Origin of the sequence: Coprococcus sp. AM100_B19A, assembly GCF_027662015.1 — a bacterium.
Taxonomy (GTDB): domain Bacteria; phylum Bacillota; class Clostridia; order Lachnospirales; family Lachnospiraceae; genus Allocoprococcus; species Allocoprococcus comes.
In genome coordinates this window covers 193,603-218,238 of sequence record NZ_JAQDKN010000005.1, presented here as the reverse complement: position 1 = coordinate 218,238, position 24,636 = coordinate 193,603, and the positions used below count along the sequence as shown (strand labels likewise).

The window sequence follows — 24,636 nt, the reverse complement described above, 5'->3', positions numbered from 1 at the left end:
TGTTCCTAATTGTAAGTATCATAAGCCTTTTTGTAAAAAACCATAATGATCTTTGTTAAAAAAGAAGGCCAGAATTTATTAAACATATCGGTATCTTCTTTGATTCTTCTGTGATCGACGATAAATTCCTTGCTTGTTGCCCCGTCATGAATTCGATAATAAATGATAGGTGTATCACAATAAGCAAAATGTGAATTTTTAATCTCTGCACATTTCAAAAAAGTATCCCAGTCAATACAGAACTTCATCTTGGAAGTAAAGATTGGAAGTCCTACCACACTTTTATTATAGGTAACTCCCGGACAGCAGATGCTGTTCCCCAGAGATAGAATCCTTCTTCTCCACCACTTTGAGGCAGCAAGTTTTTTACATCTCATAGGCTGTCTCAAAAACTTCCGGAGCTTACTGTTTATATCTCGCTTTCCGACTTTTCCGCCTTTCAGAGGCAGATAATCTGCGATAAAGATCGACATCTTTTCATCCGGAATATGTTTCAAAAGTTCTTCCACATAATGTTCATTATACACATCATCCTGATGCGCAACTGTCACATAATTCGTTTTTGTACATGCAACAGAAAAATTCCAGTCATCACAAATATCGCTCTTTCCTTCCCTTACATAATAGGGAAGGTCATATTTTTTTGCCATATTCTCGATAAACTCACAAGGTGTCGACGTACAAACGATAATATTACTTTTTACCTTCTGGTTTACAAGCGATTTGATGCAGCTTTCCAGATACGGCGATTCCTTGTATGCACACACTGCAAATGTGTGATCTGTATTTTGATATTCCATTCCATTTATCCCTTCTTAGCAAATGTCCAAAATTTATTCATCAAAAAATTAATCGGCGTTGTGATCATAATATTGATAATCGGTGCCACAGCCTGTGATATTCCCAGGATGTTAACCTGTAAATAAAGTAAAAGAGTACTGAGGATGAAGCTGAATCCATAAGAAATATAGGTTTTTACCAAGGATTCTTTTTTATTGCCACTCTCTTTTGCTTCTTCTTTAAATACGAATTTGCTGTTCCAATAATATGCATTCAGCGTTCCTGTCACAAATCCAAGTGCATTCGCGATGAGATAATACACACCAAAAAATGTAAACAAATAATAAGTTGCCAGTGAAACAACTGTATTACTTACTCCTACCATGCCAAATTTAATAAACTGGACTCCGATTTTATCCCATAATTCTTTTAATTTCTGCATTCTACTTCTACCCTAAGAATTTTTCTACTCTGAAGCGTGGTCTTCCTTTTGCTTCCATATAAATCTTTCCAATATACTCTCCGACAACGCCAAGACCTAATAAGATGAGTCCTCCAAAAAGCCAGATGGAAATAACGATGGTTGCCCAGCCCGAAACTGTGTTTCCTCTGACTGCTCCGATAATAAACCAGATGATCATCAGCGCACTGGCGCATAAGGCTCCTACACCGAGAGTTGTGATCAGACGGATTGGTTTAATACTGAATGAAGTAATTCCATCAATAGCAAAGGCAAGCATTTTTTTCAGCGGATATTTGGATTCTCCGGCAAAACGTTCTTTTCTTGCATATTCTACGGTATCGCTTTTGTACCCGATCAGTGGAACGATTCCACGCAGAAACAGATTTACTTCTTTATATTCAGATAAGGCATCTAATACGGTTTTACTCATCAGTCGATAGTCTGCATGGTTAAATACGATGTCTACTCCCATCGCCTGCATGATCTTGTAAAATCCTTCTGCAGTCGTTTTTTTGAAGAACGTATCCGTTGCACGGGAATTTCTGACTCCATATACAACTTCACAGCCTTCTTTGTATTTTTCAACAAATTTGTCTACTACATCGATGTCATCCTGTAGATCCGCATCCATGGTAATCGCCATATCACACAGATCTTTTACTGTCATAAGACCGGCCAGAACTGCGAACTGATGACCTCTGTTGTGTGCCAGCTTGACACCGCCAATTCTCGGATTCTCACTGTGATATTTTTCGATGAGTTCCCATGTTTTGTCTTTTGATCCGTCGTCTACAAAAATAATTCTGCTCTTTTCGGAAACAGCACCAGCTGTAATCATTGTTTCCAGCTTATTGCTCAGTTCTTTTTGCGTTTCCGGAAGAACCGCTTCTTCGTTGTAGCAAGGAACTACTATATATAATACATCACCCATTTATTCTTTTCCTCTTCCTTAATTCTCTGGATATAGCCCTTTTTCTATCAGAGCTTTTACTTCTCTTACGACAAGGTCTTTGTCTTCTTTATAGGTAACCCCAAACCACTTGTCATGGGATTTTAACACTTTTACCGAAACCTGATCTTTTTCCAGAAGATCTCCGATAATGGTCGGAAGCAGATATTCTCCTTTCAGATTGCCTGCTTCTTGTTTGTCAAGGAATTCAGCAAAACCACTCTCTAAAATACCAAAAAATTCTGGTGTAAGTCCCCACATATTCATAGAAACCGGAGTATCCGCATTAATGATTTCTTCCTTTCCATCAGCTAAAACTGCGGCACCTGTTTCTGTTTTCACGATATTGGAGGTTTCCACGATCTTGGTCAGCATCTGGTTCTCATCCACCTTGCAGACTCCTCGTGTCACACCGCCATTCTCACTCAATGTATTCTTAAGAACAAAGCCTACCATGCTGATCTGCATCTTGTCTGACTTCTCTTCTTCCTTTGTCAGTTCACGAAAAGCTTCTGCATAAGCTTCTTTTCCATAATAATCATCCGCATTTATTACAAGGAATGGTTCTTTTACTACATCCTTACAGCATAAAATGGCCTGACCGGTTCCCCAAGGTTTCGTTCTTCCGGCAAACTTTTCTTTATATTCTGCCGGTATATCATCCACCTCCTGGAAAGCATACTCGACTTTGATTTTTTTCTCGATACGGTCTCCGATAATTCTACGGAAATCTTCCTCCAAGTCTTTTCTGATAACGAAAACAACTTTATCAAAACCTGCCTGTATTGCATCATAAATGGAATAGTCCATAATGATCTCGCCCTTTGGTCCTACCGGCTCTAACTGCTTAATGCCACCGCCAAATCTGCTTCCAATCCCAGCTGCCATAACAACTAATGTAGCTTTATTCATAATAATTCCTCCATTTGTATATAGCAAAATTTTAACATTTACCTCTGATTATAACACATACAAGGTTCAATTAAAACATTTTTCCTTTTTTTTAAGATTTTTCTCATAAAATGAAAATCCCCGGCACAACTCGTGCCGAGGATAAGTATTCCTGTTATTCAAATCGGAAGGTATCTTTCAAACCTTTCCATAATACATCTTTTTCACTTAAATTCAGTTTGGTTCCATCTGTCAATGTATAACCTTCGCCGCTTGCTGTACCATGATATTCTCCCGTCAGCTCCGGCCATTCGATGCCGATTTCCGGATCATTCCATGCAAGTCCGCCTTCATCTCCCGGATGATAAAAATCTGTACACTTGTAGCAGAATTCTGCCAGGTCAGATAACACCAGGAATCCGTGAGCGAATCCTTCCGGAATATAGAACTGTTTTTTATTTTCTTCTGTCAGTTCTACTCCAAACCATTTCCCATAGGTTTCGGATCCACTTCTCAAGTCCACAGCGACATCAAAAACGCTTCCTTTTACAACACGAACCAGTTTTCCCTGAGGAAACTGTTTCTGAAAATGCAGACCTCTGAGTACTCCTTTGGTAGAAGAAGACTGATTATCCTGTACAAAGGTCATTGTAAGTCCTGCTTCTTCCATATCTTTCTGATTGTAGGTCTCCATAAAATATCCGCGCGCATCACCGTGTACGGTTGGTTCGATCACGCAAAGTCCTTCGATTCCACCTGCATTTTTTTCTACTTTAATCTGTCCCATTTTTTCCGCTCCTTACCTAGAACTCAATTTCTTTCAAATATCTCTTCAAAGCATCCTGCCATGTCGGGAGAGGTGTAAAACCATTTTCCACCAGCTTCTTCTTATCTAATCTGCTGTTAAACGGTCGTTTTGCCTTGGAAACTCCGTATTCTTCCGTTGTAACCGGAAGCACTTTCACAGCATCCTCGGCATATTCTGTTCTTCCCATCTCTACGGCCTGTCGGAATATTTCCTTAGTAAAATCATACCAGCTGATATAGCCGCCTTCGTTTGTCGCATGATAATAACCATATTTGTCGGTTTCGATCATATCCACCAGCAAACGTGCCAAATCATAGGTATATGTCGGGGTACCGATCTGGTCATTTACAACTTTCAACGTATCATGTGTTTTTGCTACATTCAGCATCGTCTTAATGAAGTTCTTTCCATTTACTCCAAATACCCATGCAATACGAACGATAAAGTAGCGTTCAAGATTGCTGCTGACCGCCTGCTCACCTTCCAGCTTTGTCTGTCCGTAAACATTCAGGGGCTTATAAGCAGTGCAATCCGGCTGCCATGGTTCTGTTCCCTGTCCGTCAAATACATAGTCTGTGGAAATGTAAACCATCTTGCAGTCAAGCTTTTTGCAAACCTTTGCAATATTTTCTGTCCCTCCGGCATTGATAGCACGAACCTTTGCCATCTTATCCTCATCTTCTGCAAGATCTACCGCAGTCCATGCAGCACAGTGGATCACAACATCCGGTCTGCATTCTGTGAGAACTTTTTCTACTGCTTCTTTATCTGTAATATCTAAAGGAACATATGGCATTGTGGTAACAGCACTTCCGTCCTGCACTCCTGCATATTCCGGTGCAAGATCGGAACCGATGCCCTCATAGCCTCTTTTTTTCAATTCATTCATGACATCATGGCCAAGCTGACCTGCCACACCTGTTACAAATACTTTCATTCGACTATCGCTCCTACTATTCTTATCTGTTGCCATACATTTTTTCATAGTAATTCTGATATTCGCCGGAAATGATTGTCTCCCACCATTCCTTGTTATCTAAGTACCACTGAATGGTCTTTTTGATTCCATCTTCAAATTTGGTTTCCGGAAGCCATCCAAGTTCATTGTGGATCTTAGTTGGATCGATGGCGTAACGCATATCATGTCCTTTACGGTCGGTTACATGTGTGATCAGACTTTCCGGTTTTCCAAGTTCTTTGCAGATGATCTTTACGATGTCGATATTCTTCATTTCATTATGTCCGCCGACATTGTACACTTCTCCGACACGTCCTTTATGAATAATAAGGTCTATGGCACGGCAATGATCCTCAACATATAACCAGTCACGTACATTTAAGCCTTCTCCATAAACCGGAAGCGGCTTATCAGCTAATGCATTGGCGATCATCAGCGGAATCAGTTTTTCCGGGAAATGATATGGGCCATAGTTGTTGGAGCAACGGCTGATGGTTACAGGAAGTCCATAGGTTCTGTGATAAGCAAGAACCAGAAGGTCTGCTCCTGCCTTGGAACTGCTGTACGGAGAGCTTGTGTGGATCGGTGTTTCTTCTGTAAAGAAAAGGTCCGGTCTGTCCAGCGGAAGATCACCATATACTTCATCTGTACTTACCTGATGATATCTCTGGATTCCATATTTACGGCAGGCGTCCATCATAACAGCAGTTCCCTTGATATTGGTATCCAGGAATACTTCCGGATTCTCGATGGAACGGTCTACATGGGATTCTGCTGCGAAGTTTACAACCATGTCCGGATGTTCTTCTTCAAACAATTGATAAATTGCCTCTCTGTCGCAGATATCAATCTTACAGAAACGGAAGTTCGGATTATCCATGACCGGTGCCAAAGTGGATAAGTTTCCTGCATATGTCAGCTTATCTACACATACAATTCGGTAGTCAGGATATTTTTCCAGCATATGAAATACAAAGTTACTTCCTATAAATCCGGCTCCTCCGGTTACAATTATCGTCATTCTTATTTCCTCATCTTTCTTAATACAAATGTTCCTGATATTTTCCATCTAATACATCTTTCAGGTACTGTCCATACTGATTTTTCTTTAAAACTTCATAAACCTCGAGAACTTCTTCCTTTGAAATCCATCCGTTCAGATATGCGATTTCCTCGAGACACGCGATTTTTCTATGCTGATGCTGCTCTACTGTCTTTACAAAATTCGTTGCATCTACCAGTGATTCATGGGTTCCTGTGTCAAGCCAGGTAAATCCCTGTCCAAGAAGTTCCACATTCAAGCTGTTATCTTCCAGATAAATGCGGTTCAGATCTGTGATTTCCAGTTCTCCTCTTGCACTTGGTTTTAAGTTCTTTGCGTATTCAACAACACGGTTATCGTAAAAATAAAGACCTGTTACACAATAATTACTCTTTGGATGTTCCGGCTTCTCTTCAATAGAGACAGCTTTTCCATTCTTATCAAACTCTACAATTCCAAAACGTTCCGGATCATCTACATAATATCCGAAAACGGTTGCCCCTTTTCCTGTTTCTGCATTTTCTACTGCGGCTTTTAATCTCTTCTTCAAGCCATGTCCGGCAAAAATATTATCTCCTAAAACCATTGCCACCGGCTCATCACCAATAAAGTCTGCTCCTATGATAAATGCCTGTGCCAGTCCATCCGGACTTGGCTGTACAGCATACTGAAGATTTACGCCAAACTGGTGTCCATCTCCTAACAGATCCTGAAATCTCGGTGTATCTGCAGGTGTCGAAATAATCAGAATATCTCTAATCCCCGCATTCATAAGCACTGACATTGGATAATAAATCATTGGTTTGTCATAAATCGGAAGTAGCTGTTTCGATGTTACCATGGTTAATGGATAAAGTCTTGTTCCTGATCCACCAGCAAGAATGATTCCTTTCATCTAAAATTCTCCTCTCTGTACACGATCTTGTCTGTATGCAGCAATTTAGTTCTATTATTTACAATTACTATTATAAAAGATGACGTTACGTTACCTTCAAGTCTTTTTTTATGATATATTTAAGGATCTAGATTAACACATATAATATAATTGTAGAATAGAAAAATGCAACATGTTGCAAAAATCTTTCGCAAGGAGGTTTTAAGATGGAGATTCACAAAGATTTTTATTTTGAAGCTGTTCTGAATGACTACCTTCGTAAAGATAATATGGATGTATTTGTGACTGGAAGATCTTCTTAACATTCTTTCCTAATTGAATCGGTGCAAAGATATGACATTAAAGGAAAAGCATATATTGAAACACCAAAGAAATTTACTATGAAACCTGGAATTCAGATTCTCTGATCAAGGCAGATTCTCTGATTTCACATTCCATACTTTCTTTGGAGATCCTGATTTCAGAAGTCTAGCCTCTTGACCGGATTTAATATTATTTATCCTGTTCTCAAGATAGAAGCAGACATTTTTGCACTGTTTATTTCCTGCAGACAAAAATGCCTGCTTCTTTTGTCACATCGTATCCTTTGCCAGCTTTTTGTTTTACATAATCTCTGAACTCCTGGTATCTGCTCAAGATGTATTGATTCTGATTGCCATGGCAGGAAAGGATATATGCGATCAACGGTTCTGCATCCTGAATTTCCAGCTTATCTTTATATTCCTGCCACGAAATTTCATGAAAATATGGTTTCAAGATTTCTTTTCCGTTTTCTTTCCCAAATTTCTCATACAGATTGTCAGCTGACAGTACAATCCGATTGTCAAATCCTTTTGCCAGCTCACTTACTTCTTTCATATGTTTTTTTCCATAGGTACTGCATATGAATCTTCCGGATTTCTTTAATACTCTTGCCACTTCCCTGCAGGTCTGACTCAGATCTTCACAATAAAACAGCATATGATTGGCGATCACCAGATCAAAGGTTTCTGCCACAAAGGGAATCTTTTCTGCATCTAGGATTTCAAATTCGAATCTCTTATCCTTTTGACCGATGTTTCTTCTGGCATCTCTTAACATACCCTCGGACAGGTCAGAAAGTGTTATGCTGATGCTGTCTGGTATTTTCTGTATATTCTCTTTCCAGAGCATTCCGTTTCCACAACCGATTTCTAAAACCTTCAGTCCATTTTTCAATTCAAGATTTCGATAGATCCAGGGGAACCATCCCTCTTTATTTACCGAATATAATCGGTGCAGGCGGATTCGGGAAGCAATATTGGTGGCATTTTGATACTGCTTCTTTACCGCATTTTCCATTCCTGTAAGATGAATCAGTTCCAGCATTTTGTTCCAGTTTACCGTATGATACTCTCTGATCTCACCGGAAGTATCTTCAATTGCCTTTTCAACCAGCTGCAATTGTTCGATCTTATCACGAACCAGTTTTAATTGTACTTCCAGCGAATCTGACAAAAAATGATAATCCATATCTCCGATAGTCATATTTTTGATATCATTCAGCGAAAAACCCAAAAACTTCAGCAGAAGTATCTGCTGAAGTCTTGTGAAATCCTCATCTGTATAAAAACGAGCTCCTGATTCATTTACAAAAGACGGTTTTAATATATCATGGCTGTCATAATATCTGATGGTACGCACGGTGACATGTGCCATACGGGCAAATTCTCCCGATGAATAAAATCCCTCTTTTTTCATTTATCTCTTACTCTCCAATCCCACTTTCCACTAATTCTACCATAGCGTCAAGTGCCTTCTCTTCATCTTTTCCCTCACACACGATCTCAATCGTATCTCCGGACTTAATGCATGCACCAAGTACGCTCAGAACACTTTTCGCGTTTCCTTCCGTATCCCGGTAATGAAAAGTGATCTTACTTTCATATTCCAGTGCCATCTTGCAGAAAAGTCCTGCCGGTCTCAAATGCAATCCCGTCGGATTTTTGATCGTTACCTTTTTACTGATCATTTTCTCCTCCACTGCTCTTTGTCAATGTGATCTGTACATTGATCGTATCTTCAAGTTCAATTCCGTCAGGAAGTGTAACCTGGATCGGAACATTATAGGTTCCCGCTGTCTTGCAATCGTTCAGATTGATTGACACGCTTCCTTTTTCAAGAGTAAAATCATCCAGATCCTCTTTAGAACCACGCACAACAATTTCCAGATCGCCCTGTTCTGCATATGACACCTTGTAATCCTTTGGTGCATTCAGCAGCGCAATGGAATTGTATGGGAATTCAACTGTCTTAGTTCCGAATTTCTCTACCTGGATCTTTATAACGATCGGTACGCCTCCTGCGCTGTCCTGGTCTGTCTTTGCCCAGTACGGAAGATAATTGGCGATATCTACTGTCTTTTCTATTGTCTGGTCCAGACCATCTTCTGCCAGCTCTTCTGCCGGAATCTCAATAGAATCCACCATTGCAAGCTGCTCTTCTGTACCTACGATCTGAATACTTTCCGGCTGGATCGTGATCCCACTGAAATGATATCCGCTGGCAGTGCCAATCATCGAAGTATCAAATTCTACCGGAATACTCTTTGTCTGAAGCATAGTTATCTGAACTTTCAGTCCTTCATCTCCCAGGTTATTTTCAATCTGTGTCGAATCTACGATCTTTCCATTGTTATCATAAAGAATCAGCTCTGCTTCTTTTTCCTCATCTTTAGACTGTCCTGAAACATCGACAAGTGCTACCACCTTGTCGATTGAATCGATTACTGATTCTGGTCCGCTGATCTTAATCTTCTCCGGATTTGCTTTCAGCTCACCCACCTGATATCCGTCTCTCGGTGTTCCCGAACTGGTTGCAGTGATCGGGAAAGTCTCTGATTTTCCAAGTTCAATGCTTACTCGCAGATTGATCGGATTGGCAGTCGCCTCAAACCTTCCTGCATAAGAAGGGATCGATATATCGATCGGGATCAGGGATCTGGTTCTGACATCCAGATTCTTCATATCCGCTGTTGCTCTGATATCATCAGTTTTAATTTTATTTAAAATAGAACGTTTTGCCTTTACTGTTACGGATATCGTCCTGCTGTCATCCAGAATCTGATATGTATTGCCCGGATTTGTTACGATTTCCGGATGTGTCACTGTCACCTGGATTCCGGAAAATGTCCGTTCGTCCACCGGATCTTCAATATTCATAACAATTATCCATAAAAGGACAGAGAATACAAATGCCAACAACTTAAGACCCCAGTTTTTAGTCAACGCCCTTTTCATGCGATCTCCATCCTTTCCATATTTTTTTCAAACGTCCGATCTCCATACTCTTCTTACTGATAGATTCCAGACGTTTTTTCAGATATTCCGGTGTAACATTGCGCACAAGCTGTCCGCCCATCGCTACAGATACATACCCGGTCTCTTCTGATACGGTGACGATCAGAGCATCACTCACCTCACTCATTCCGACTGCTGCACGATGTCTGGTCCCCAGCTCCTTACTGATTCCCATATTGTCTGACAATGGAAGATAGCAGGTCGCTGATACGATCCTGTCTCCACGGACAATGATCGCGCCATCATGAAGTGGTGTGTTGTGTTCAAAAATATTGATCAATACCTGCGGTGATACAATACAGTCCAGCGCGATTCCGGTGCTCTCGTATTCTGTCAGCATGATTGCCTGCTCTACGACGATAAGTGCTCCTGTCTTCACTGCTCCCATCGCAAAGGATGCTTCTACGATTCCATCAATCGTTTTCTGGCTGAAACGTACATTATCTTTTCCTCTTTTATCCAGTGCTACCATATTGGGAACAAATTGTTTTTCCCCCAGTTTTTCCAATGCTCTTCTGAGCTCAGGCTGGAAAATGATCACGACTGCGGTTGCCATGACCGGAAGTGAATTCTGTGCAATCCACAAAATCGTATACATTTTAAAAACTGCAGCCACCAGAATAAACAATGCAACAACCAGAATCCCCCTCAGCAGCATCCAGGCTTTTGTATTCTTTATCCAGAGAATAATCTGATAGAATAAAAATGTAATAATCAGTATCTCAACAGCATCTACTACCCGGATCTGCGGGAAGTACCACGATTCTGATACAAATCTTTTTAAAACCTGTGTTAATACTGTGTTCAACAGTGTACCCCCTTTTCTATCCGTTATTTATACCCCTGTTTTTTATAATATTTCCCTATTTGTTATCGCTATTCAGTTCATTTTCCACAATGCTCTGAATATCCAGTTCTTCCTTCAGGCTCTGTGCAAGAAGGATTTCATCTGTATTGCCCCCAACTCTTGTCGGTCGCTGAACTGCCGGACTCTTTGGCCGTTTTACCTTAGAAACCGTTTTTGTTTTGCGTACTGCCGGTTTTTCCGTCTGCCCACTCTTCGACCTCTGTCTTCTCTCCGGCTCTGTTCCCGCAATCTCACCTGTTTCTTTCCGCTCATTGATATGTTTGACCGTCTTCTCCGGAGCTGTCACCGAAATCTTAGGGATGGCTTTTACATAATAGTAATATTCATCATCCTCAAACTGAAGACGTTCTGTTCTGGAATAATCCACCGAGAACAGGAAAAATTCCATGATAAAACCAATCACGACTGCTGCAATATTTCCAATGATCAGCATATTATAAGAGGTATGTATATCGAATACAATATCTCCGATCACAATTACAACAATATTCACAACCGCACCGGATGCTGCTGCGATTTTCCACGCATGATCTACCGAAAGCCGGCGCACTGTATACACCACAAAAATAGAGATAATAAATGCGATCACAGTGATCCACAGAGTCTTATCCTGGAATACCGTCTTCACAAACAGCGAAATCTGCTTGGTAATTCCATCTGCACTGGTGATTGCTGTTGCCGAAGTTCTCACACATTCGATCATATAGTAAATGATCGTTCCAAATACAATCGGTACTGCTGAAATCGGTCCAAGTACAAGCGCACAGGCAACCGGCACCACATACGGAACATGAAGCATAAATGCTACCGGTGTGACCAGCAGAAGAAGTGCCTTTTTCGGAGTAAATCTGCAGTAAAAGATAAACATTACCACAAAGATCAGTGCCGCTGCCGCTGCCACTCCTATAGACAGTTTGAACAGATGCACAATTACAAGTCCTGCCGCCACATACGCCGTTACAACCGGTGGAAGAAAGGTGCAGATTACTGCCAGTGCCACCGCTACAACCGGTGTCGCCACCGCTTTCATCAGTCCAATATTCTGGTTGATCATAAGAAATGTGACCAGTGCCAGAACAAACTGCACAGCTTTATCAATATAGATTGATTTCATCGCGTATAATTCCTGTAATTTATCTCTCCATACTATCAGATCATTCATTATCGTTTCTCCCTTTCATACATTCTGTTCAGTCTTGTAAGATCGTGATTGAATTGTTTCACACGCTTTCTTGCTTTTTCATGTTTGGTTCCGTAAAAATGGGAAGCAACGATTCCATAAAAAATAACAAGTACCAGATATCCAATTATCACAGCTGCCGCAAGCATCACAAGAAACTGCATATTCAGATTTCCCATCAGTTCATCCAGAAAAGCAATAACTCCGATTCCCACTGCAACAGCATAACCGACCGTGACCCATATGATCGTAGCAATGGTGTGAAAGCTCCGGTAATCTTTCTTATAATAAGAACTGATCTTAAAATCTTCCTCTCCCTGTTTGCTTTCGTACATCGCCATCCTTGTCATCAGCTTAACTTTGCTTTCATTTAACATTTTGTCACCTCATACGTTTTATTCGTATATGCATTACTTTCAGTATAACAAATATCAGATTCCTTGTCCAATACTTACCGTCAAAAAGTATACATTTTCGGCTCCTGCCTTTTTCAGCACTCTCGCCGCCTCGTCTAAGGTACTTCCTGTCGTATAAATGTCGTCGATCAAAACGATATTTTCTCCTTTTACATTTTTCTGCACTGCAAATGCTCCCCTGATATTTCGTTTTCTCCCTTTATCGCCCAGCTCTTTCTGAGGACTAGTCGCCTTAATTCTCTTAACAGCACCTGCATCCATGGCAATTCCGGTATTTTCTGATAATACCTTTGCTACAATTTCTGCCTGATTAAATCCCCGCTTTCTTTTTCGCCGGGAATGCAGCGGAACCGGCACGATCAAGGTGATCTTTCTTTCCCATAGATAAGAAAGAAAATGCTCTGCCATTTCTTTTCCGAACGTTTGTCCGTAAATCCTCCGGTTCTGATATTTCATTGCATAAACTGCATTTTCCACTGCATCTTTATGCACCCAGAGACTTCTGCCATCAACAAAAAGATGCTTCTGCCTGGTACAGTCATAGCAATATTCTTCAGCCGGATCTGTCAAAGGCTTTCCACAGCACATGCATCTTACTTCACCAATATAAGGAAGTTTTTCACGACACGCCTTGCAGATTCCATTGTGTTCCGTAGAATGTTTCTTTCCTGCACTTACAATTTCTCCACAAAACGGACATTTTGAGGGATAAATTAGTTCCAGAATTGTTTCTTTGACCTTTTTTAAGTTTTCCATCCGCTTTTCGGATTTGATTTTCTACATTTTCTGTATAACTATCCGCAGAACTCCCGGATCCGTTCTGCCAGACTGGTATTCCGGTTGTGTTCATTGGTATTCCGGATCATCTCCTGGAAGGTCTGGTCATTTCCGACAATTGTCACACATTTTCTGGCTCTTGTGATTGCCGTGTAAAGAAGATTCCTGTGAAACAGCTGTCTCGGTCCGCTCAGAAGAGGGATGACAACCGCCGGATATTCGCTTCCCTGCGACTTGTGAATGGTGATCGCATAGGCAAGCTCCAGTTCTTCCAGCAATTCAAACGGATACTTTACTTTTCTCTTTTCATCGTATTCAACTTCCAGTGTTTCAGTATATGTATTGATCTCGGTAACAATTCCCATATCGCCATTAAAAATCCCCATCCCTTTATCCACCGTCAGTCCATACTTGGTTGTGATCTCCCATTCAAGCTGATAGTTATTCTTGATCTGCATCACCTTGTCGCCCACGCGGAATTTGTGATCGCCATATTCTTTTTCCGCTTTTCCCGGCTCCGGTGGATTCAAATACTCCTGCAAAATACTATTCAGCCTTTCCACTCCCAGCAGTCCTTTCCGCATCGGTGTGAGTACCTGGATATCATATGGTTTTGCATTGACATATTTGGGAAGTTTCTTCTGGATCAGTGTCAGCAGAACACTGATGATCACATTCGGATCCTGTCTTTTCAAGAAGAAGAAATCCCGGCTCTTATTATCCAAAAGGACCGGTTCTCCCCGGTTGATCTTATGTGCATTTACCACAATATCACTCTCCTGTGCCTGTCGGAAAATCCGGGTCAGCATGACAACCGGAAAACATTCCGATGCGATGAGATCCTTCAAAATACTTCCCGGGCCTACTGATGGAAGCTGGTTACAGTCCCCTACCAGGATCAGCCTTGTCCCCGGTACAATTGCGGTAAGAAGTGCATTCATCAGAGGCAGGTCTACCATAGACATCTCATCGATGATGATCACGTCGGTTTCCAGTGGATTGTCTGCATTTCTTGCAAATCCGTTCCGGCTCGGGTTCTCATCCTCCTCCGGATTACCGTTCACCTCCAGAAGCCGGTGGATCGTCTGCGCTTCCCATCCGGTTGCCTCTGTCATTCTTTTTGCGGCACGCCCGGTTGGTGCTGCCAGCATAATTTCCATATTCTCACTGTGAAAATATTCGATCATGGCATTGATCGTCGTCGTTTTTCCGGTTCCAGGACCTCCTGTGAGAATCATAATTCCATTCCGCACAGCCGCCATGACCGCATTTTCCTGCTTCTCATCAAGCTGCATTTCGGCTTCTTTTTCAATCTGATGGATCTTTTTTTCGATCACTACATTGGCTTCTTCATATTCCAGATTCAGATCATGCAGCATTTTCGCGGTATTGAGTTCCAGATAATAGAAGTGGGACACGTATACCCGCAGACCTTCTTCAGATTCTTTGAGTACGATCTTCTTTTCCATCGACAGATCCATCAGGTATTTCTCAATATCCTTAATCTCCACTTCCAGAAGTGCAGATGCCCGACGAAGCAACACGTCCTTTGTCAGATAGACATGCCCTTCGGCAACACTCTGCTGTAAGGTATAAAAAATACCACTCCGGATACGGAAATCCGAGTCTGAATGAATGCCGATCTTCGTTGCGATTTCATCAGCGATCTTAAATCCGATCCCCTGAATCTGATCTGCAAGCTGGTATGGATTTCCTTCCAGTACCTGATAGGTCTTCGGACCGTAAAACTGATAAATCTTTGCTGCAAGTGTCGTCGAAATCCCAAATTTCTGAAGATAGATCATTGCCTTCCGCATATCTTTTTTCTCTTCTACCTGTACAGCGATCTCTCTTGCCATACGTTCGCTGATCCCACGCACCTCCGCAAGTCTTTCTGGTTCTTCTTCGATGATCCGGAAGGTGTCTTCCCTGAATTTTTTCACAATCCTGCCGGCAAGAGATGCACCAACCCCTTTGATCGCCCCTGATCCCAGATAGCGTTCAATCGAAAGCAGATCTTCCGGTGCTTTGATCTCATAACTCAGCACTCGGAGCTGTGTTCCATATACACTGTGAACCACATATTCTCCGTTCACCTCAACCAGCTCTCCCTCTGATAAATAGTTAAAGTTTCCGACACAGGTCAGATCGCCATCATCATTATTCAAATTAAATACGGTATATCCATTGTCTTCATTGCGAAATACAATGTGTTCTACGTAACCTTTTACTGTTTCCATACTTTTTTCCTTTTTAAAAAGGCTGTCTCTCTACAGAAACAGCCTTCTCATGTGCTTATCACTAGAAATCTTTTTTTCCGTTCATAAACTCCACATACTGACCGGTACCGATTGCAACAACCTTCATCGGATCTTCCGCTGTCATCGTATTGATGCCTGTCCTTTCTTCGATCAGTTCTTCCAGCCCGCGAAGCAGCGCACCTCCACCTGTCAGTACAATTCCACGATCCAGAATATCCGCGGAAAGTTCCGGCGGTGTTCTCTCCAGAACCCCAATGACCGCTTCGACGATCTGACTTGTAGTCTCATGCAGTGCTTCTTCGGTCTCAGAAGCCGTTACCGTGACCGTCTTTGGCAATCCTGTTACCAGGTTTCGTCCCCTTACTTCCATTGATTCATCTTCTACAAGAGGATATGTCGTTCCGATCTTGATCTTGATATCTTCTGCTGTCCTGTCTCCGATCAGCAGATTGTGCTTTTTCCGGACATAACGGACGATTGCTTCATCAAAATCATCACCTGCAACTTTTAATGATGTATTCACAACAGTTCCTCCAAGGGAAATCACCGCAATGTCGGATGTACCACCACCGATATCCACGATCATGTTGCCGCATGGTTTTGAAATATCTATTCCGGCTCCGATTGCCGCTGCAACCGGTTCCTCAATCAAATGTACTTCCCGCGCACCGGCTGCAAAAGCAGCCTCTTCTACCGCCTTTTTTTCAACCTCTGTAACACCGCTTGGCACACAGATACTGATATTCGGCTTCTTAAATGTACGCTTCCCCAGTGCTTTCTGAACAAAATATTTGATCATTTTTTCTGTGACAATGTAATCGGAAATAACGCCCTGTCTGAGAGGTCTTACCGCAACAATGTTCCCCGGTGTCCTTCCAAGCATCAGCCTTGCTTCTTCACCGATTGCTTTTATCATATTGGTATCTCTGTCAAAGGCAACGACTGAAGGTTCTTTCAGTACAACTCCCTTTCCTTTCACATAAACGAGGATACTTGCTGTTCCTAAATCAATTCCTAAATCTATTGACATCACGATTCCCCTTTCACATACTCACCTTATTATAATCAAATCTTTAATAAATAGAAAGTCTTTTTTTCAAGTTCAGGATTTTTTAAGATTTCTGTATCATTTTCTGTCCAGCATCATTTTGATGTATTTTCCTGTATATGAATTCGGGTTTTCTGCCACTTCTTCCGGTGTACCGCACGCAACAACTGTGCCCCCCTTGTCACCGCCTTCCGGTCCGATATCGATAATATAATCTGCTGTCTTGATCACATCCAGGTTATGTTCGATCACTATAACCGTATTGCCATCTGCCGCGAGTCTGCGCAGGATTTCCGTCAACTTGTGCACATCTGCAAAATGAAGTCCGGTTGTCGGTTCGTCCAGAATGTACACTGTCTTCCCAGTGCTTCTCCGGCTCAGTTCAGTTGCAAGCTTGATCCGCTGTGCTTCACCGCCGGAAAGGGTTGTAGACGGCTGGCCAAGACGAATATAAGAAAGTCCTACATCGTAAAGTGTCTCCATTTTTCTACGGATACTCGGTACATTTTCAAAGAAATGAAGCGCCTCTTCTACCGTCATATTCAGAACATCATAAATGCTTTTTCCTTTATATTTTACCTCCAGCGTCTCACGGTTGTAGCGTTTTCCGCCGCATACCTCACACGGCACATATACATCCGGAAGGAAATGCATCTCGATCTTGATGATTCCATCTCCGCTACACGCTTCACAGCGTCCGCCCTTGACGTTAAAGCTGAATCTTCCTTTTTTATAGCCTTTTGCCTTCGCATCCGCGGTTGCCGCAAACAGATCCCGGATCAGGTCGAATACTCCGGTATATGTCGCCGGATTGGATCTTGGCGTCCTTCCGATTGGAGACTGGTCAATGTCGATCACTTTGTCCAGCATTTCCAGTCCTTCAATCCGCTTATGCTTTCCAGGAATCACACGGGCACGGTTTAGCTTTTTCGCCATACTCTTGTAAAGGATTTCATTCACCAATGAACTCTTACCGGAACCTGATACGCCGGTTACACAGGTCATCACACCAAGTGGGAACTTCACGTCAATATTTTTCAGGTTGTTCTCTGCTGCACCTACAACTTTGATCCAGCCGGTCGGAACTGCGCGGGTTACCGGAACCGGAATCTTGATCTTTCCGCTTAAATATGCACCTGTGATCGACCGTTCTACTTTCATGATCTCCTGTGCCGTTCCCTGGGCAACCAGCTCTCCACCGTGTTCTCCGGCTCCCGGTCCGATGTCGATTACCTGATCTGCCGCAAGCATGGTATCTTCATCATGCTCAACTACAATCAGTGTATTTCCGAGATCACGGAGATGCTTGAGTGTTGCGAGAAGTTTGTCATTATCTCTCTGGTGCAGGCCGATACTTGGCTCATCCAGAATATAAGCCACCCCCACAAGACCGGAACCGATCTGCGTCGCAAGCCGGATTCTCTGTGCTTCTCCACCGGAAAGAGTTCCTGTTGCACGGGCAAGTGTCAGATATTCCAGACCTACATCCAGAAGGAACTGCAGGCGCGCTTTGATCTCTTTTAATATCTGTCCACCGATCATTTGCTGCGTTTTTGACAATTCCAGACTGCTGATAAACCGCTGAAGCCGTTCAATCGACATTGCTGTTACTTCTGAAATATTTTTATCTCCGACCGTTACCGCAAGCGCGCCCTTTTTCAGTCGCTGTCCGCCACATTCTCGGCAAGGTGTGATCTGCATAAAACTCTCATATTCCGCTTTCATAGTCTCCGATCCTGTCTCACGGTATCTTCGCTCCACATTTCGGATCAGTCCATCAAATGCAACGTCATAGATCCCTTCCCCGCGTTGTCCTTTATAATAGACCTTGACTTCTTTTCCATTAGTCCCACGCAGTAAAATATCCTGGATTTCCTTCGGATACTGTTCAAACGGCGTATCCAGGTCAAAATGATATTCCTTGCAGAGCGCTTCCAGAATCGCGTGAGTAAAACTGCTCTTATCGGTACAGGACTGCCATCCTGCCACCACGATTGCTCCTTTATTGATGCTGAGTGATTTGTCGGGAATCATCAGGTCTTCATCAAACTCCATTTTATATCCGAGTCCGAAACATACCGGGCAGGCACCAAATGGATTGTTAAATGAAAAGCTTCTCGGCTCGATCTCATCAATACTGATTCCGCAGTCCGGGCAGGCAAAATTCTGACTGAAATTCAACGGTTCCCCTCCGATCACATCCACGACCAGAAGCCCCTCCGCAAGACTTAATACACTTTCTATGGAATCTGCAAGTCTTTTTTCAATCCCCGGCCTGACAACCAGACGGTCTACAACAATCTCAATATTATGTTTGATATTCTTGTCCAATGTGATTCCTTCGGAAAGCTCATACATATTTCCGTCAATCCTTACACGGACATAACCGCTTTTCTTTGCTCTGTCCAGAAGCTTGACATGGGTTCCCTTTCTCCCCCGCACAACCGGTGCCATCAGCTGGATCTTTGTTCCTTCCGGAAGTGCCATGATCTGATCGGTCATCTCATCTGCCGTCTGCTTCTTGATCTCTCTTCCACACTTCGGACAATGCGGAATCCCGATTCTTGCATACAGCAGTCGAAAATAATCGTAAATCTCCGTCACGGTTCCGACTGTGGATCTCGGATTGCGGTTCGTAGACTTCTGGTCGATGGAAATCGCCGGTGAAAGCCCTTCAATACTTTCTACATTCGGTTTCTCCATCTGCCCAAGGAACTGTCTTGCGTAAGAAGACAGAGATTCCATATATCGTCTTTGTCCCTCTGCATAAATTGTATCAAATGCAAGGGATGATTTGCCGGAACCACTGAGACCGGTCAGTACTACCAGTTTGTTTCTCGGAATATCTACATCAAGATTCTTCAGATTGTGCTCGTTCGCACCTCTGATCTTTATCAGTTCTTTCTTTTCTTCTGCCATCTGTTCTTCCTCTTCTATCTCTTCGCTTTACTCCATCTCATTCAAATGCTTTTTCAGCTCGATCAGCTTATCCCGCAGCTCTGCTGCCGCCTCGAAATTCAGCTCTGCTGCCGCTTTCTTCATCTGCTTTTCCAGCTTCTTGACCAGCTTCTCCAGCTCTGCCACACTCATGGATTCCGGATCTTTTTCCAGCTTCATCTCTTCTGCTGCAACCTTCTTTGAAATACTGATCAGATCACGCACCGACTTCTTGATCGTCTGTGGCGTGATTCCATGTTCTTCATTGTATTTCATCTGAATCTCACGACGGCGCATCGTCTCATCAATCGCCATCCGCATCGAATCCGTCATGTTATCCGCATACATGATAACATGCCCCTCTGCATTTCTCGCCGCACGACCAATGGTCTGGATCAGTGAAGTTTCCGAACGCAGAAAACCTTCTTTGTCCGCATCCAGAATCGCTACCAGTGTGATCTCCGGAATATCCAGACCTTCTCGAAGCAGGTTAATTCCAACCAGTACATCAAATACATCCAAACGCATATCCCGGATGATCTCTGTCCTTTCCAGAGTATCAATATCCGAATGTAAATATTTCACACGAATGCCAAGCTCCCGCATATAATCGGTCAGATCTTCCGCCATACGCTTTGTCAGCGTTGTGATCAGTACCTTATTCTTCTTCGCTGTTTCTTTATTTACCTCACTGATCAGATCATCAATCTGTCCTTCGATCGGACGCACTTCTACTTCCGGATCCAGAAGACCTGTCGGTCGGATTACCTGCTCTGCCCGCAGCAGTTCATGAGACTCCTCGTACTCTCCCGGTGTCGCCGATACAAACAGTACCTGGTCAATCTTACTTTCAAATTCCCCAAAGCTGAGCGGTCTGTTATCCTTTGCCGATGGCAGACGGAATCCATAATCTACCAATGTTGTCTTTCTCGACTGATCGCCGTGATACATGGCTCCAATCTGTGGAATCGTCTTATGCGACTCGTCGATCATGATCAGAAAATCATCCGGAAAATAGTCAATCAATGTACATGGCGGCTCCCCTGCTTTCTGCCCGGTCAGATGCCTCGAATAGTTTTCAATTCCGGAACAAAATCCTGTCTCTCGCATCATTTCTATATCAAAATTCGTTCTCTCAGAAATACGCTGTGCTTCCAGAAGCTTATCTTCCCCTTTAAAATAACGGATCTGCTGCTCCAGTTCTTTTTCAATTTCCCCGATGGCACGCTCCATATTCTCCTTGGACACTACATAATGAGATGCCGGGAAAATTGCCACATGCCCGATCACATTCAACACTTCACCGGTCAATGTATCAATCTCTGTTATTCTGTCTATCTCATCACCGAAAAATTCAACTCTGTATGCAATTTTTTCCGAATACGCTGGGAAAATCTCAACCACATCTCCTCGCACCCGGAACGTTCCACGCTTGAAATCCATATCATTGCGGTCATACTGGATCTCAACCAACTTCTTCAGAACTTCATCCCTGTCTTTGATCATGCCCGGTCTAAGTGAAATCACCATCTCCTTGTAATCAATCGGCGAACCCAGTCCGTAAATGCAGGACACACTTGCCACAATGATAACATCATTCCGCTCAGAAAGCGCTGCTGTCGCAGAGTGGCGGAGCTTGTCGATCTCATCGTTGATGGCAGAGTCCTTGGCAATGTAAGTGTCGGATGACGGAACATAAGCTTCCGGCTGGTAGTAGTCGTAGTAGGAGACAAAATATTCTACTGCGTTATTTGGAAAGAACTCTTTAAATTCCCCATAAAGCTGCGCAGCCAGTGTCTTATTGTGTGCTATAATCAGCGTTGGTTTATTCAATTGTTGGATGACATTCGCCATGGTAAATGTCTTACCAGATCCGGTGACGCCAAGCAATGTCTGACACTGATTGCCTTCTTTAAAACCTTCGACTAGTTCTTTGATTGCCTGTGGCTGGTCTCCTGTTGGTTTATATTCTGATACTAATTCAAAATGATCCATATGATTTCTCCTGAATAATCTTCCTAAATTTACATAATTACTAACTTTGGTTAAAAAGTTTATCAAATAATATTCTATTTCTTTTTTTCGAATCTTGTATCAATTTATTATACGGAATAATTTCTAAATACGCTTTATAAGAATCAATATACTTATAAAAACCCATATTATCTGGAGTTACTTTCAAGTCCTCTAGTTTAGCCAGCTTCTTTATACTTAAATCCACATCACATATAATATAACAAAAAAATCGAATATTTTCTGTTCCATTCAGAAATTCACCATCTTTCGTCTTCACTTTTCCCTCTACTATATCATCCATATATTCTTTAATTTGCCTAATTGGATTTTCAGCATCATTATAGTGTTCTCTGCCCGGTCGTTTAAACTCAATTATCGTTATATTTCTATATGGTTGCTCCTCTTCGTCAGTAAATGCAAACGGCGAATCAAAAATTATTAAATCTGGCTCTTTTCCACTATTATTTTCAACTTCTTCCATCTTTTTTATTTTCATATCAGATGCAAGGTAATGATGATATGCCAATTTTTCATCTATTATCCACAAATTATGTTGCAAATAATCTATTATATATCCATTATATATAAATTCCCCCTTTTCATCTTTCAATTTTACACTGATATTCCCCATTATTTTTGTCAAAGAGATAGGTTGTACAACCCAATGATTGGCACAAAAGTTCATTGTATGATTATCTTTAGAATTCATATAATTCTTAGAATGTATTATTTTAAAAGTAGTTCCTTTGATATCTATATCATCAATTTTTATATTATCTCCAATATTTTCTTTATATAATTCATCAATATCTATTATATCTCGTTCATCACTTACTATTATTTTAGGCGCTTTTCCCAATACATAATATGTAAAACAATGATTTAATATATTTTTCGCTATAGTATCTAATTTTTTTGGACAATTCCCTTTGTATTGTTCTCTTAACCCATTTAATCGTACTTTAGTAGTTTGTAAAACATCCGAACTTAATTCCTTAACCTTCATATCATGAACTGCATGATTTGCATCAAATAAAAACGTTCTGCATTTTTTCTTATCCTCTTCGACAAATATACTTTCTATACTGACACTGCAAAACGCTTTTAACCACAACATTCTCCCAACACCTTTACAACCCTTTTGAATCTTATATTCACTAGCATAAGTATCAAAAGAATTATAATTTTCATCATCGAAGCCTATCCCATTGTCAACAATAATAATATTTTCTATATCCGTTTCCCACTGATTAAATAAATTCATTTGTTTATCACGTTCAACTATAATTTCTATTTTCCCATTCGATATTTGAGCATCTTCAATACTTTGTATAGAATTTATAATAGCCTCATATAAAGGTAATAACGGAGTCGTTTTGGGTAATGTGTGCAAGTCAACTAATCCTTTAAAATTCATTTTCATAAATTTTTCCTCCCACTACATATTCCTAATTTATAAATTGTTACAAATAACTTTCTTAATCATTTCCTTTAAGATATTTCTCTACTTCCCGATCAAATTCAGAAACATATTCTCTATCCTGTTTAACTCTAAATACTTCATATTCCTTCTCAGCTTTTTGCATAGCAACATCATGAGAAATTTTCCCTTTTCCATTCAGTACCTTTCGCCTATTATTCAATAAAAACTGATTCGTTTGATCAACCCAGTCTTGCATGCTCATTAATATCTCATCTTCAGCCATTAATTCTGCATAATCAATAAACATTGTCACAAGTCTATTCAATCGCGATGCGTTCAAGTAATTCATCAAAATAGTCTTTTCCAAAAGGTCTGCCGTTTTTAAGCATATCATCATTCAATACAAACCCTTTTGTAATATATTCTTTTAATGTTTTAGTAGCCCACTGCCGAAAGCGTGTAACTTTCTTAGAATTCACTCGATATCCAACAGCTATAATTGCAGCTAAATTATAACATTTTACTTTTCTTTTAACGTTACGCTGTCCCTCATTTTGAACTACCGAGAAAAACTCGGTAGTTCGATTTTCATCTAACTCTTCTTCCTTATAAATATTTTTCAAATACAAGGAAATATTGGCTTATATGGGGCTTTTAATTTAAAAGCATGTCCGCCCTGCGGGCTGCTTTTATGAGTAAGCAGCTGACTATTGTCAGCGGATTGCGAATGTCCTTTTTCTGCATTCATGATAAATCCCTCCATTTGTGACTTTTAGTACGATCACTATCAGCCAAAAATTCGTAATCAGATTCGTAACGAAATGCCTATTTTTGTCTCGAATAGAGGTCATTTTTGTTTCGTTACGAATAAAAGTCACAAAATTCATTTTTGCGGATAAAACAGCACCTGGAAATACCTGATGATACCAGGCTCCGATTCTGTCATATTTTTACTGTTTGTTCTTGTAACAGTCCCTATTATATCAGACATTTTTTTGAAAGTATATAGATGAAGGCAAGAAAAAAGCACAAATGTTCGATTCTTATTTTGTACTTTTTTCTATCACTACTATTCTATTTTTCATCATGCTGCGTGGAAATATTCTTCTATAATCAAGTCAAGTCTGTGTACAAAACACCAGATCATGTTGGCAGAGTCGTCTTCATACGGTTCTTTCCATAACTGTTCAATGATAATCTCATGGGTAACTACCTGTTTGGAGGACTCTGCCAGCAGATACAGGAATGCCTTTTCTCGCTCATTTAGGGTTGCAAGCTCATGCTCTCTCCAGTAAACCGTATGATAACACCAGTCAATCAGAAGTTTTCCCTTTTGTATAATCTTCTGCTTTTCTCTTATCAATACTGCGTCATAGACCGCTATGGTATGGAATTTTTCAAATGCATCCAGATTAACGGTCGTACATTCCCACTCATTTTGTAACCCTTCACAAAGCCGACTCCACTTATCTACCTCATCCGCAGCAATCAATACTTTTTTCATTTGTATCCCTTTTCTTATATTACTTCATTTTTTTAACAGAAAAAATTACTACTTTTTGCAATATTCATAAATATTAAACGGTTCTTCTCTTTTTTCAAATAAG

At 41.3% G+C, this 24,636-nt stretch carries 24 protein-coding genes; all 24 read right to left on the bottom strand.

Going from position 1 to position 24,636, the window contains the following annotated elements; translation table 11 throughout:
- Window positions 1-5: 5 nt before the first annotated feature.
- Window positions 6-800, bottom strand: coding sequence for a glycosyltransferase (locus PGQ33_RS07195; protein WP_055156542.1), 795 nt, complete (start codon window positions 798-800; stop codon window positions 6-8).
- Between the two features lie 5 nt (window positions 801-805).
- The gene (locus tag PGQ33_RS07190; protein WP_270205536.1) at window positions 806-1,222 is read right to left on the bottom strand and encodes a GtrA family protein; all 417 of its coding nucleotides are present in this window, start codon (window positions 1,220-1,222) and stop codon (window positions 806-808) included.
- Between the two features lie 7 nt (window positions 1,223-1,229).
- Window positions 1,230-2,174, bottom strand: coding sequence for a glycosyltransferase family 2 protein (locus tag PGQ33_RS07185; RefSeq protein ID WP_117556368.1), 945 nt, complete (start codon window positions 2,172-2,174; stop codon window positions 1,230-1,232).
- Between the two features lie 18 nt (window positions 2,175-2,192).
- Entirely contained in the window at window positions 2,193-3,104 is a 912-nt protein-coding gene (locus tag PGQ33_RS07180; protein WP_117556370.1) for a nucleotidyltransferase family protein, read from the bottom strand.
- A gap of 154 nt (window positions 3,105-3,258) precedes the next feature.
- Entirely contained in the window at window positions 3,259-3,870 is a 612-nt protein-coding gene (gene rfbC, locus PGQ33_RS07175; RefSeq protein WP_270205535.1) for a dTDP-4-dehydrorhamnose 3,5-epimerase, read from the bottom strand.
- A 16-nt stretch (window positions 3,871-3,886) separates the two neighbouring features.
- A complete protein-coding gene (gene rfbD / locus PGQ33_RS07170) occupies window positions 3,887-4,828 on the bottom strand; it encodes a dTDP-4-dehydrorhamnose reductase (protein WP_117556372.1) in 942 nt (313 codons plus the stop codon).
- Between the two features lie 22 nt (window positions 4,829-4,850).
- Window positions 4,851-5,870 carry a dTDP-glucose 4,6-dehydratase gene (gene rfbB / locus PGQ33_RS07165; protein ID WP_055156571.1) on the bottom strand — a complete coding sequence of 340 codons (1,020 nt, stop codon included), beginning with the start codon at window positions 5,868-5,870 and terminating at the stop codon, window positions 4,851-4,853.
- Between the two features lie 19 nt (window positions 5,871-5,889).
- On the bottom strand, window positions 5,890-6,786 hold the full coding sequence (gene rfbA, locus PGQ33_RS07160) for a glucose-1-phosphate thymidylyltransferase RfbA (protein WP_055156554.1): 897 nt from the start codon (window positions 6,784-6,786) through the stop codon (window positions 5,890-5,892).
- A gap of 537 nt (window positions 6,787-7,323) precedes the next feature.
- Window positions 7,324-8,505, bottom strand: coding sequence for a MerR family transcriptional regulator (locus tag PGQ33_RS07155; protein WP_270205534.1), 1,182 nt, complete (start codon window positions 8,503-8,505; stop codon window positions 7,324-7,326).
- Between the two features lie 7 nt (window positions 8,506-8,512).
- Entirely contained in the window at window positions 8,513-8,776 is a 264-nt protein-coding gene (locus tag PGQ33_RS07150) for an HPr family phosphocarrier protein (RefSeq protein WP_270205533.1), read from the bottom strand.
- Complete coding sequence (locus tag PGQ33_RS07145) at window positions 8,766-9,965, bottom strand: CdaR family protein (RefSeq protein WP_270205532.1); 1,200 nt, start codon at window positions 9,963-9,965, stop codon at window positions 8,766-8,768. Before PGQ33_RS07145 ends, PGQ33_RS07150 begins: the two co-directional genes overlap by 11 nt.
- A 58-nt stretch (window positions 9,966-10,023) precedes the next feature.
- The gene (gene cdaA / locus PGQ33_RS07140; protein WP_175305997.1) at window positions 10,024-10,911 is read right to left on the bottom strand and encodes a diadenylate cyclase CdaA; all 888 of its coding nucleotides are present in this window, start codon (window positions 10,909-10,911) and stop codon (window positions 10,024-10,026) included.
- 55 nt (window positions 10,912-10,966) lie between these two features.
- Entirely contained in the window at window positions 10,967-12,133 is a 1,167-nt protein-coding gene (locus tag PGQ33_RS07135; protein ID WP_270205531.1) for a hypothetical protein, read from the bottom strand.
- Window positions 12,133-12,528: a hypothetical protein gene (locus PGQ33_RS07130; RefSeq protein ID WP_055157315.1), complete on the bottom strand. Its 396-nt coding sequence runs from the start codon at window positions 12,526-12,528 to the stop codon at window positions 12,133-12,135. Before PGQ33_RS07130 ends, PGQ33_RS07135 begins: the two co-directional genes overlap by 1 nt.
- Window positions 12,529-12,582: 54 nt before the next feature.
- Window positions 12,583-13,323 (bottom strand): ComF family protein, encoded by a 741-nt coding sequence (locus PGQ33_RS07125; RefSeq protein ID WP_117823981.1) that lies wholly within the window; start codon window positions 13,321-13,323, stop codon window positions 12,583-12,585.
- A 38-nt stretch (window positions 13,324-13,361) separates the two neighbouring features.
- Complete coding sequence (recD2, locus tag PGQ33_RS07120; protein ID WP_270205530.1) at window positions 13,362-15,584, bottom strand: SF1B family DNA helicase RecD2; 2,223 nt, start codon at window positions 15,582-15,584, stop codon at window positions 13,362-13,364.
- A gap of 61 nt (window positions 15,585-15,645) precedes the next feature.
- On the bottom strand, window positions 15,646-16,635 hold the full coding sequence (locus PGQ33_RS07115) for a rod shape-determining protein (RefSeq protein WP_055157310.1): 990 nt from the start codon (window positions 16,633-16,635) through the stop codon (window positions 15,646-15,648).
- Window positions 16,636-16,731: 96 nt separating this feature from the next.
- A complete protein-coding gene (gene uvrA, locus PGQ33_RS07110; protein WP_270205529.1) occupies window positions 16,732-19,572 on the bottom strand; it encodes an excinuclease ABC subunit UvrA in 2,841 nt (946 codons plus the stop codon).
- A gap of 27 nt (window positions 19,573-19,599) precedes the next feature.
- Window positions 19,600-21,585, bottom strand: coding sequence for an excinuclease ABC subunit UvrB (gene uvrB, locus PGQ33_RS07105; protein WP_270205528.1), 1,986 nt, complete (start codon window positions 21,583-21,585; stop codon window positions 19,600-19,602).
- A gap of 40 nt (window positions 21,586-21,625) precedes the next feature.
- Window positions 21,626-23,029 (bottom strand): hypothetical protein, encoded by a 1,404-nt coding sequence (locus PGQ33_RS07100; protein ID WP_270205527.1) that lies wholly within the window; start codon window positions 23,027-23,029, stop codon window positions 21,626-21,628.
- Window positions 23,030-23,084: 55 nt separating this feature from the next.
- On the bottom strand, window positions 23,085-23,336 hold the full coding sequence (gene rhuM, locus PGQ33_RS07095) for a RhuM family protein (RefSeq protein ID WP_243006461.1): 252 nt from the start codon (window positions 23,334-23,336) through the stop codon (window positions 23,085-23,087).
- Window positions 23,337-23,346: 10 nt separating this feature from the next.
- Window positions 23,347-23,652: a RhuM family protein gene (rhuM, locus tag PGQ33_RS07090; protein WP_270205526.1), complete on the bottom strand. Its 306-nt coding sequence runs from the start codon at window positions 23,650-23,652 to the stop codon at window positions 23,347-23,349.
- On the bottom strand, window positions 23,649-23,777 hold the full coding sequence (locus PGQ33_RS07085) for a hypothetical protein (protein WP_270205525.1): 129 nt from the start codon (window positions 23,775-23,777) through the stop codon (window positions 23,649-23,651). Before PGQ33_RS07085 ends, rhuM (PGQ33_RS07090) begins: the two co-directional genes overlap by 4 nt.
- A 336-nt stretch (window positions 23,778-24,113) precedes the next feature.
- Window positions 24,114-24,533: a winged helix-turn-helix domain-containing protein gene (locus PGQ33_RS07080; RefSeq protein ID WP_117824309.1), complete on the bottom strand. Its 420-nt coding sequence runs from the start codon at window positions 24,531-24,533 to the stop codon at window positions 24,114-24,116.
- Window positions 24,534-24,636 lie beyond the last annotated feature (103 nt).

What these genes read in the sequence shown, in the direction of transcription:
- PGQ33_RS07125 (WP_117823981.1), bottom strand. Translation starts at nt 13,323, where the DNA reads ATGGAAAACTTAAAAAAGGTCAAAGAAACAATTCTGGAACTAATTTAT.
- PGQ33_RS07085 (WP_270205525.1), bottom strand. Translation starts at nt 23,777, where the DNA reads ATGAATGCAGAAAAAGGACATTCGCAATCCGCTGACAATAGTCAGCTG.
- PGQ33_RS07100 (WP_270205527.1), bottom strand. Translation starts at nt 23,029, where the DNA reads ATGAAAATGAATTTTAAAGGATTAGTTGACTTGCACACATTACCCAAA.
- PGQ33_RS07115 (WP_055157310.1), bottom strand. Translation starts at nt 16,635, where the DNA reads ATGTCAATAGATTTAGGAATTGATTTAGGAACAGCAAGTATCCTCGTT.
- PGQ33_RS07155 (WP_270205534.1), bottom strand. Translation starts at nt 8,505, where the DNA reads ATGAAAAAAGAGGGATTTTATTCATCGGGAGAATTTGCCCGTATGGCA.
- uvrB (WP_270205528.1), bottom strand. Translation starts at nt 21,585, where the DNA reads ATGGATCATTTTGAATTAGTATCAGAATATAAACCAACAGGAGACCAG.
- rfbC (WP_270205535.1), bottom strand. Translation starts at nt 3,870, where the DNA reads ATGGGACAGATTAAAGTAGAAAAAAATGCAGGTGGAATCGAAGGACTT.
- PGQ33_RS07190 (WP_270205536.1), bottom strand. Translation starts at nt 1,222, where the DNA reads ATGCAGAAATTAAAAGAATTATGGGATAAAATCGGAGTCCAGTTTATT.
- PGQ33_RS07080 (WP_117824309.1), bottom strand. Translation starts at nt 24,533, where the DNA reads ATGAAAAAAGTATTGATTGCTGCGGATGAGGTAGATAAGTGGAGTCGG.
- PGQ33_RS07180 (WP_117556370.1), bottom strand. Translation starts at nt 3,104, where the DNA reads ATGAATAAAGCTACATTAGTTGTTATGGCAGCTGGGATTGGAAGCAGA.
- uvrA (WP_270205529.1), bottom strand. Translation starts at nt 19,572, where the DNA reads ATGGCAGAAGAAAAGAAAGAACTGATAAAGATCAGAGGTGCGAACGAG.
- PGQ33_RS07145 (WP_270205532.1), bottom strand. Translation starts at nt 9,965, where the DNA reads ATGAATATTGAAGATCCGGTGGACGAACGGACATTTTCCGGAATCCAG.
- PGQ33_RS07135 (WP_270205531.1), bottom strand. Translation starts at nt 12,133, where the DNA reads ATGAATGATCTGATAGTATGGAGAGATAAATTACAGGAATTATACGCG.
- PGQ33_RS07130 (WP_055157315.1), bottom strand. Translation starts at nt 12,528, where the DNA reads ATGTTAAATGAAAGCAAAGTTAAGCTGATGACAAGGATGGCGATGTAC.
- PGQ33_RS07195 (WP_055156542.1), bottom strand. Translation starts at nt 800, where the DNA reads ATGGAATATCAAAATACAGATCACACATTTGCAGTGTGTGCATACAAG.
- rfbD (WP_117556372.1), bottom strand. Translation starts at nt 4,828, where the DNA reads ATGAAAGTATTTGTAACAGGTGTGGCAGGTCAGCTTGGCCATGATGTC.
- rhuM (WP_243006461.1), bottom strand. Translation starts at nt 23,336, where the DNA reads ATGTTTATTGATTATGCAGAATTAATGGCTGAAGATGAGATATTAATG.
- recD2 (WP_270205530.1), bottom strand. Translation starts at nt 15,584, where the DNA reads ATGGAAACAGTAAAAGGTTACGTAGAACACATTGTATTTCGCAATGAA.
- PGQ33_RS07185 (WP_117556368.1), bottom strand. Translation starts at nt 2,174, where the DNA reads ATGGGTGATGTATTATATATAGTAGTTCCTTGCTACAACGAAGAAGCG.
- rfbA (WP_055156554.1), bottom strand. Translation starts at nt 6,786, where the DNA reads ATGAAAGGAATCATTCTTGCTGGTGGATCAGGAACAAGACTTTATCCA.
- rfbB (WP_055156571.1), bottom strand. Translation starts at nt 5,870, where the DNA reads ATGACGATAATTGTAACCGGAGGAGCCGGATTTATAGGAAGTAACTTT.
- PGQ33_RS07150 (WP_270205533.1), bottom strand. Translation starts at nt 8,776, where the DNA reads ATGATCAGTAAAAAGGTAACGATCAAAAATCCGACGGGATTGCATTTG.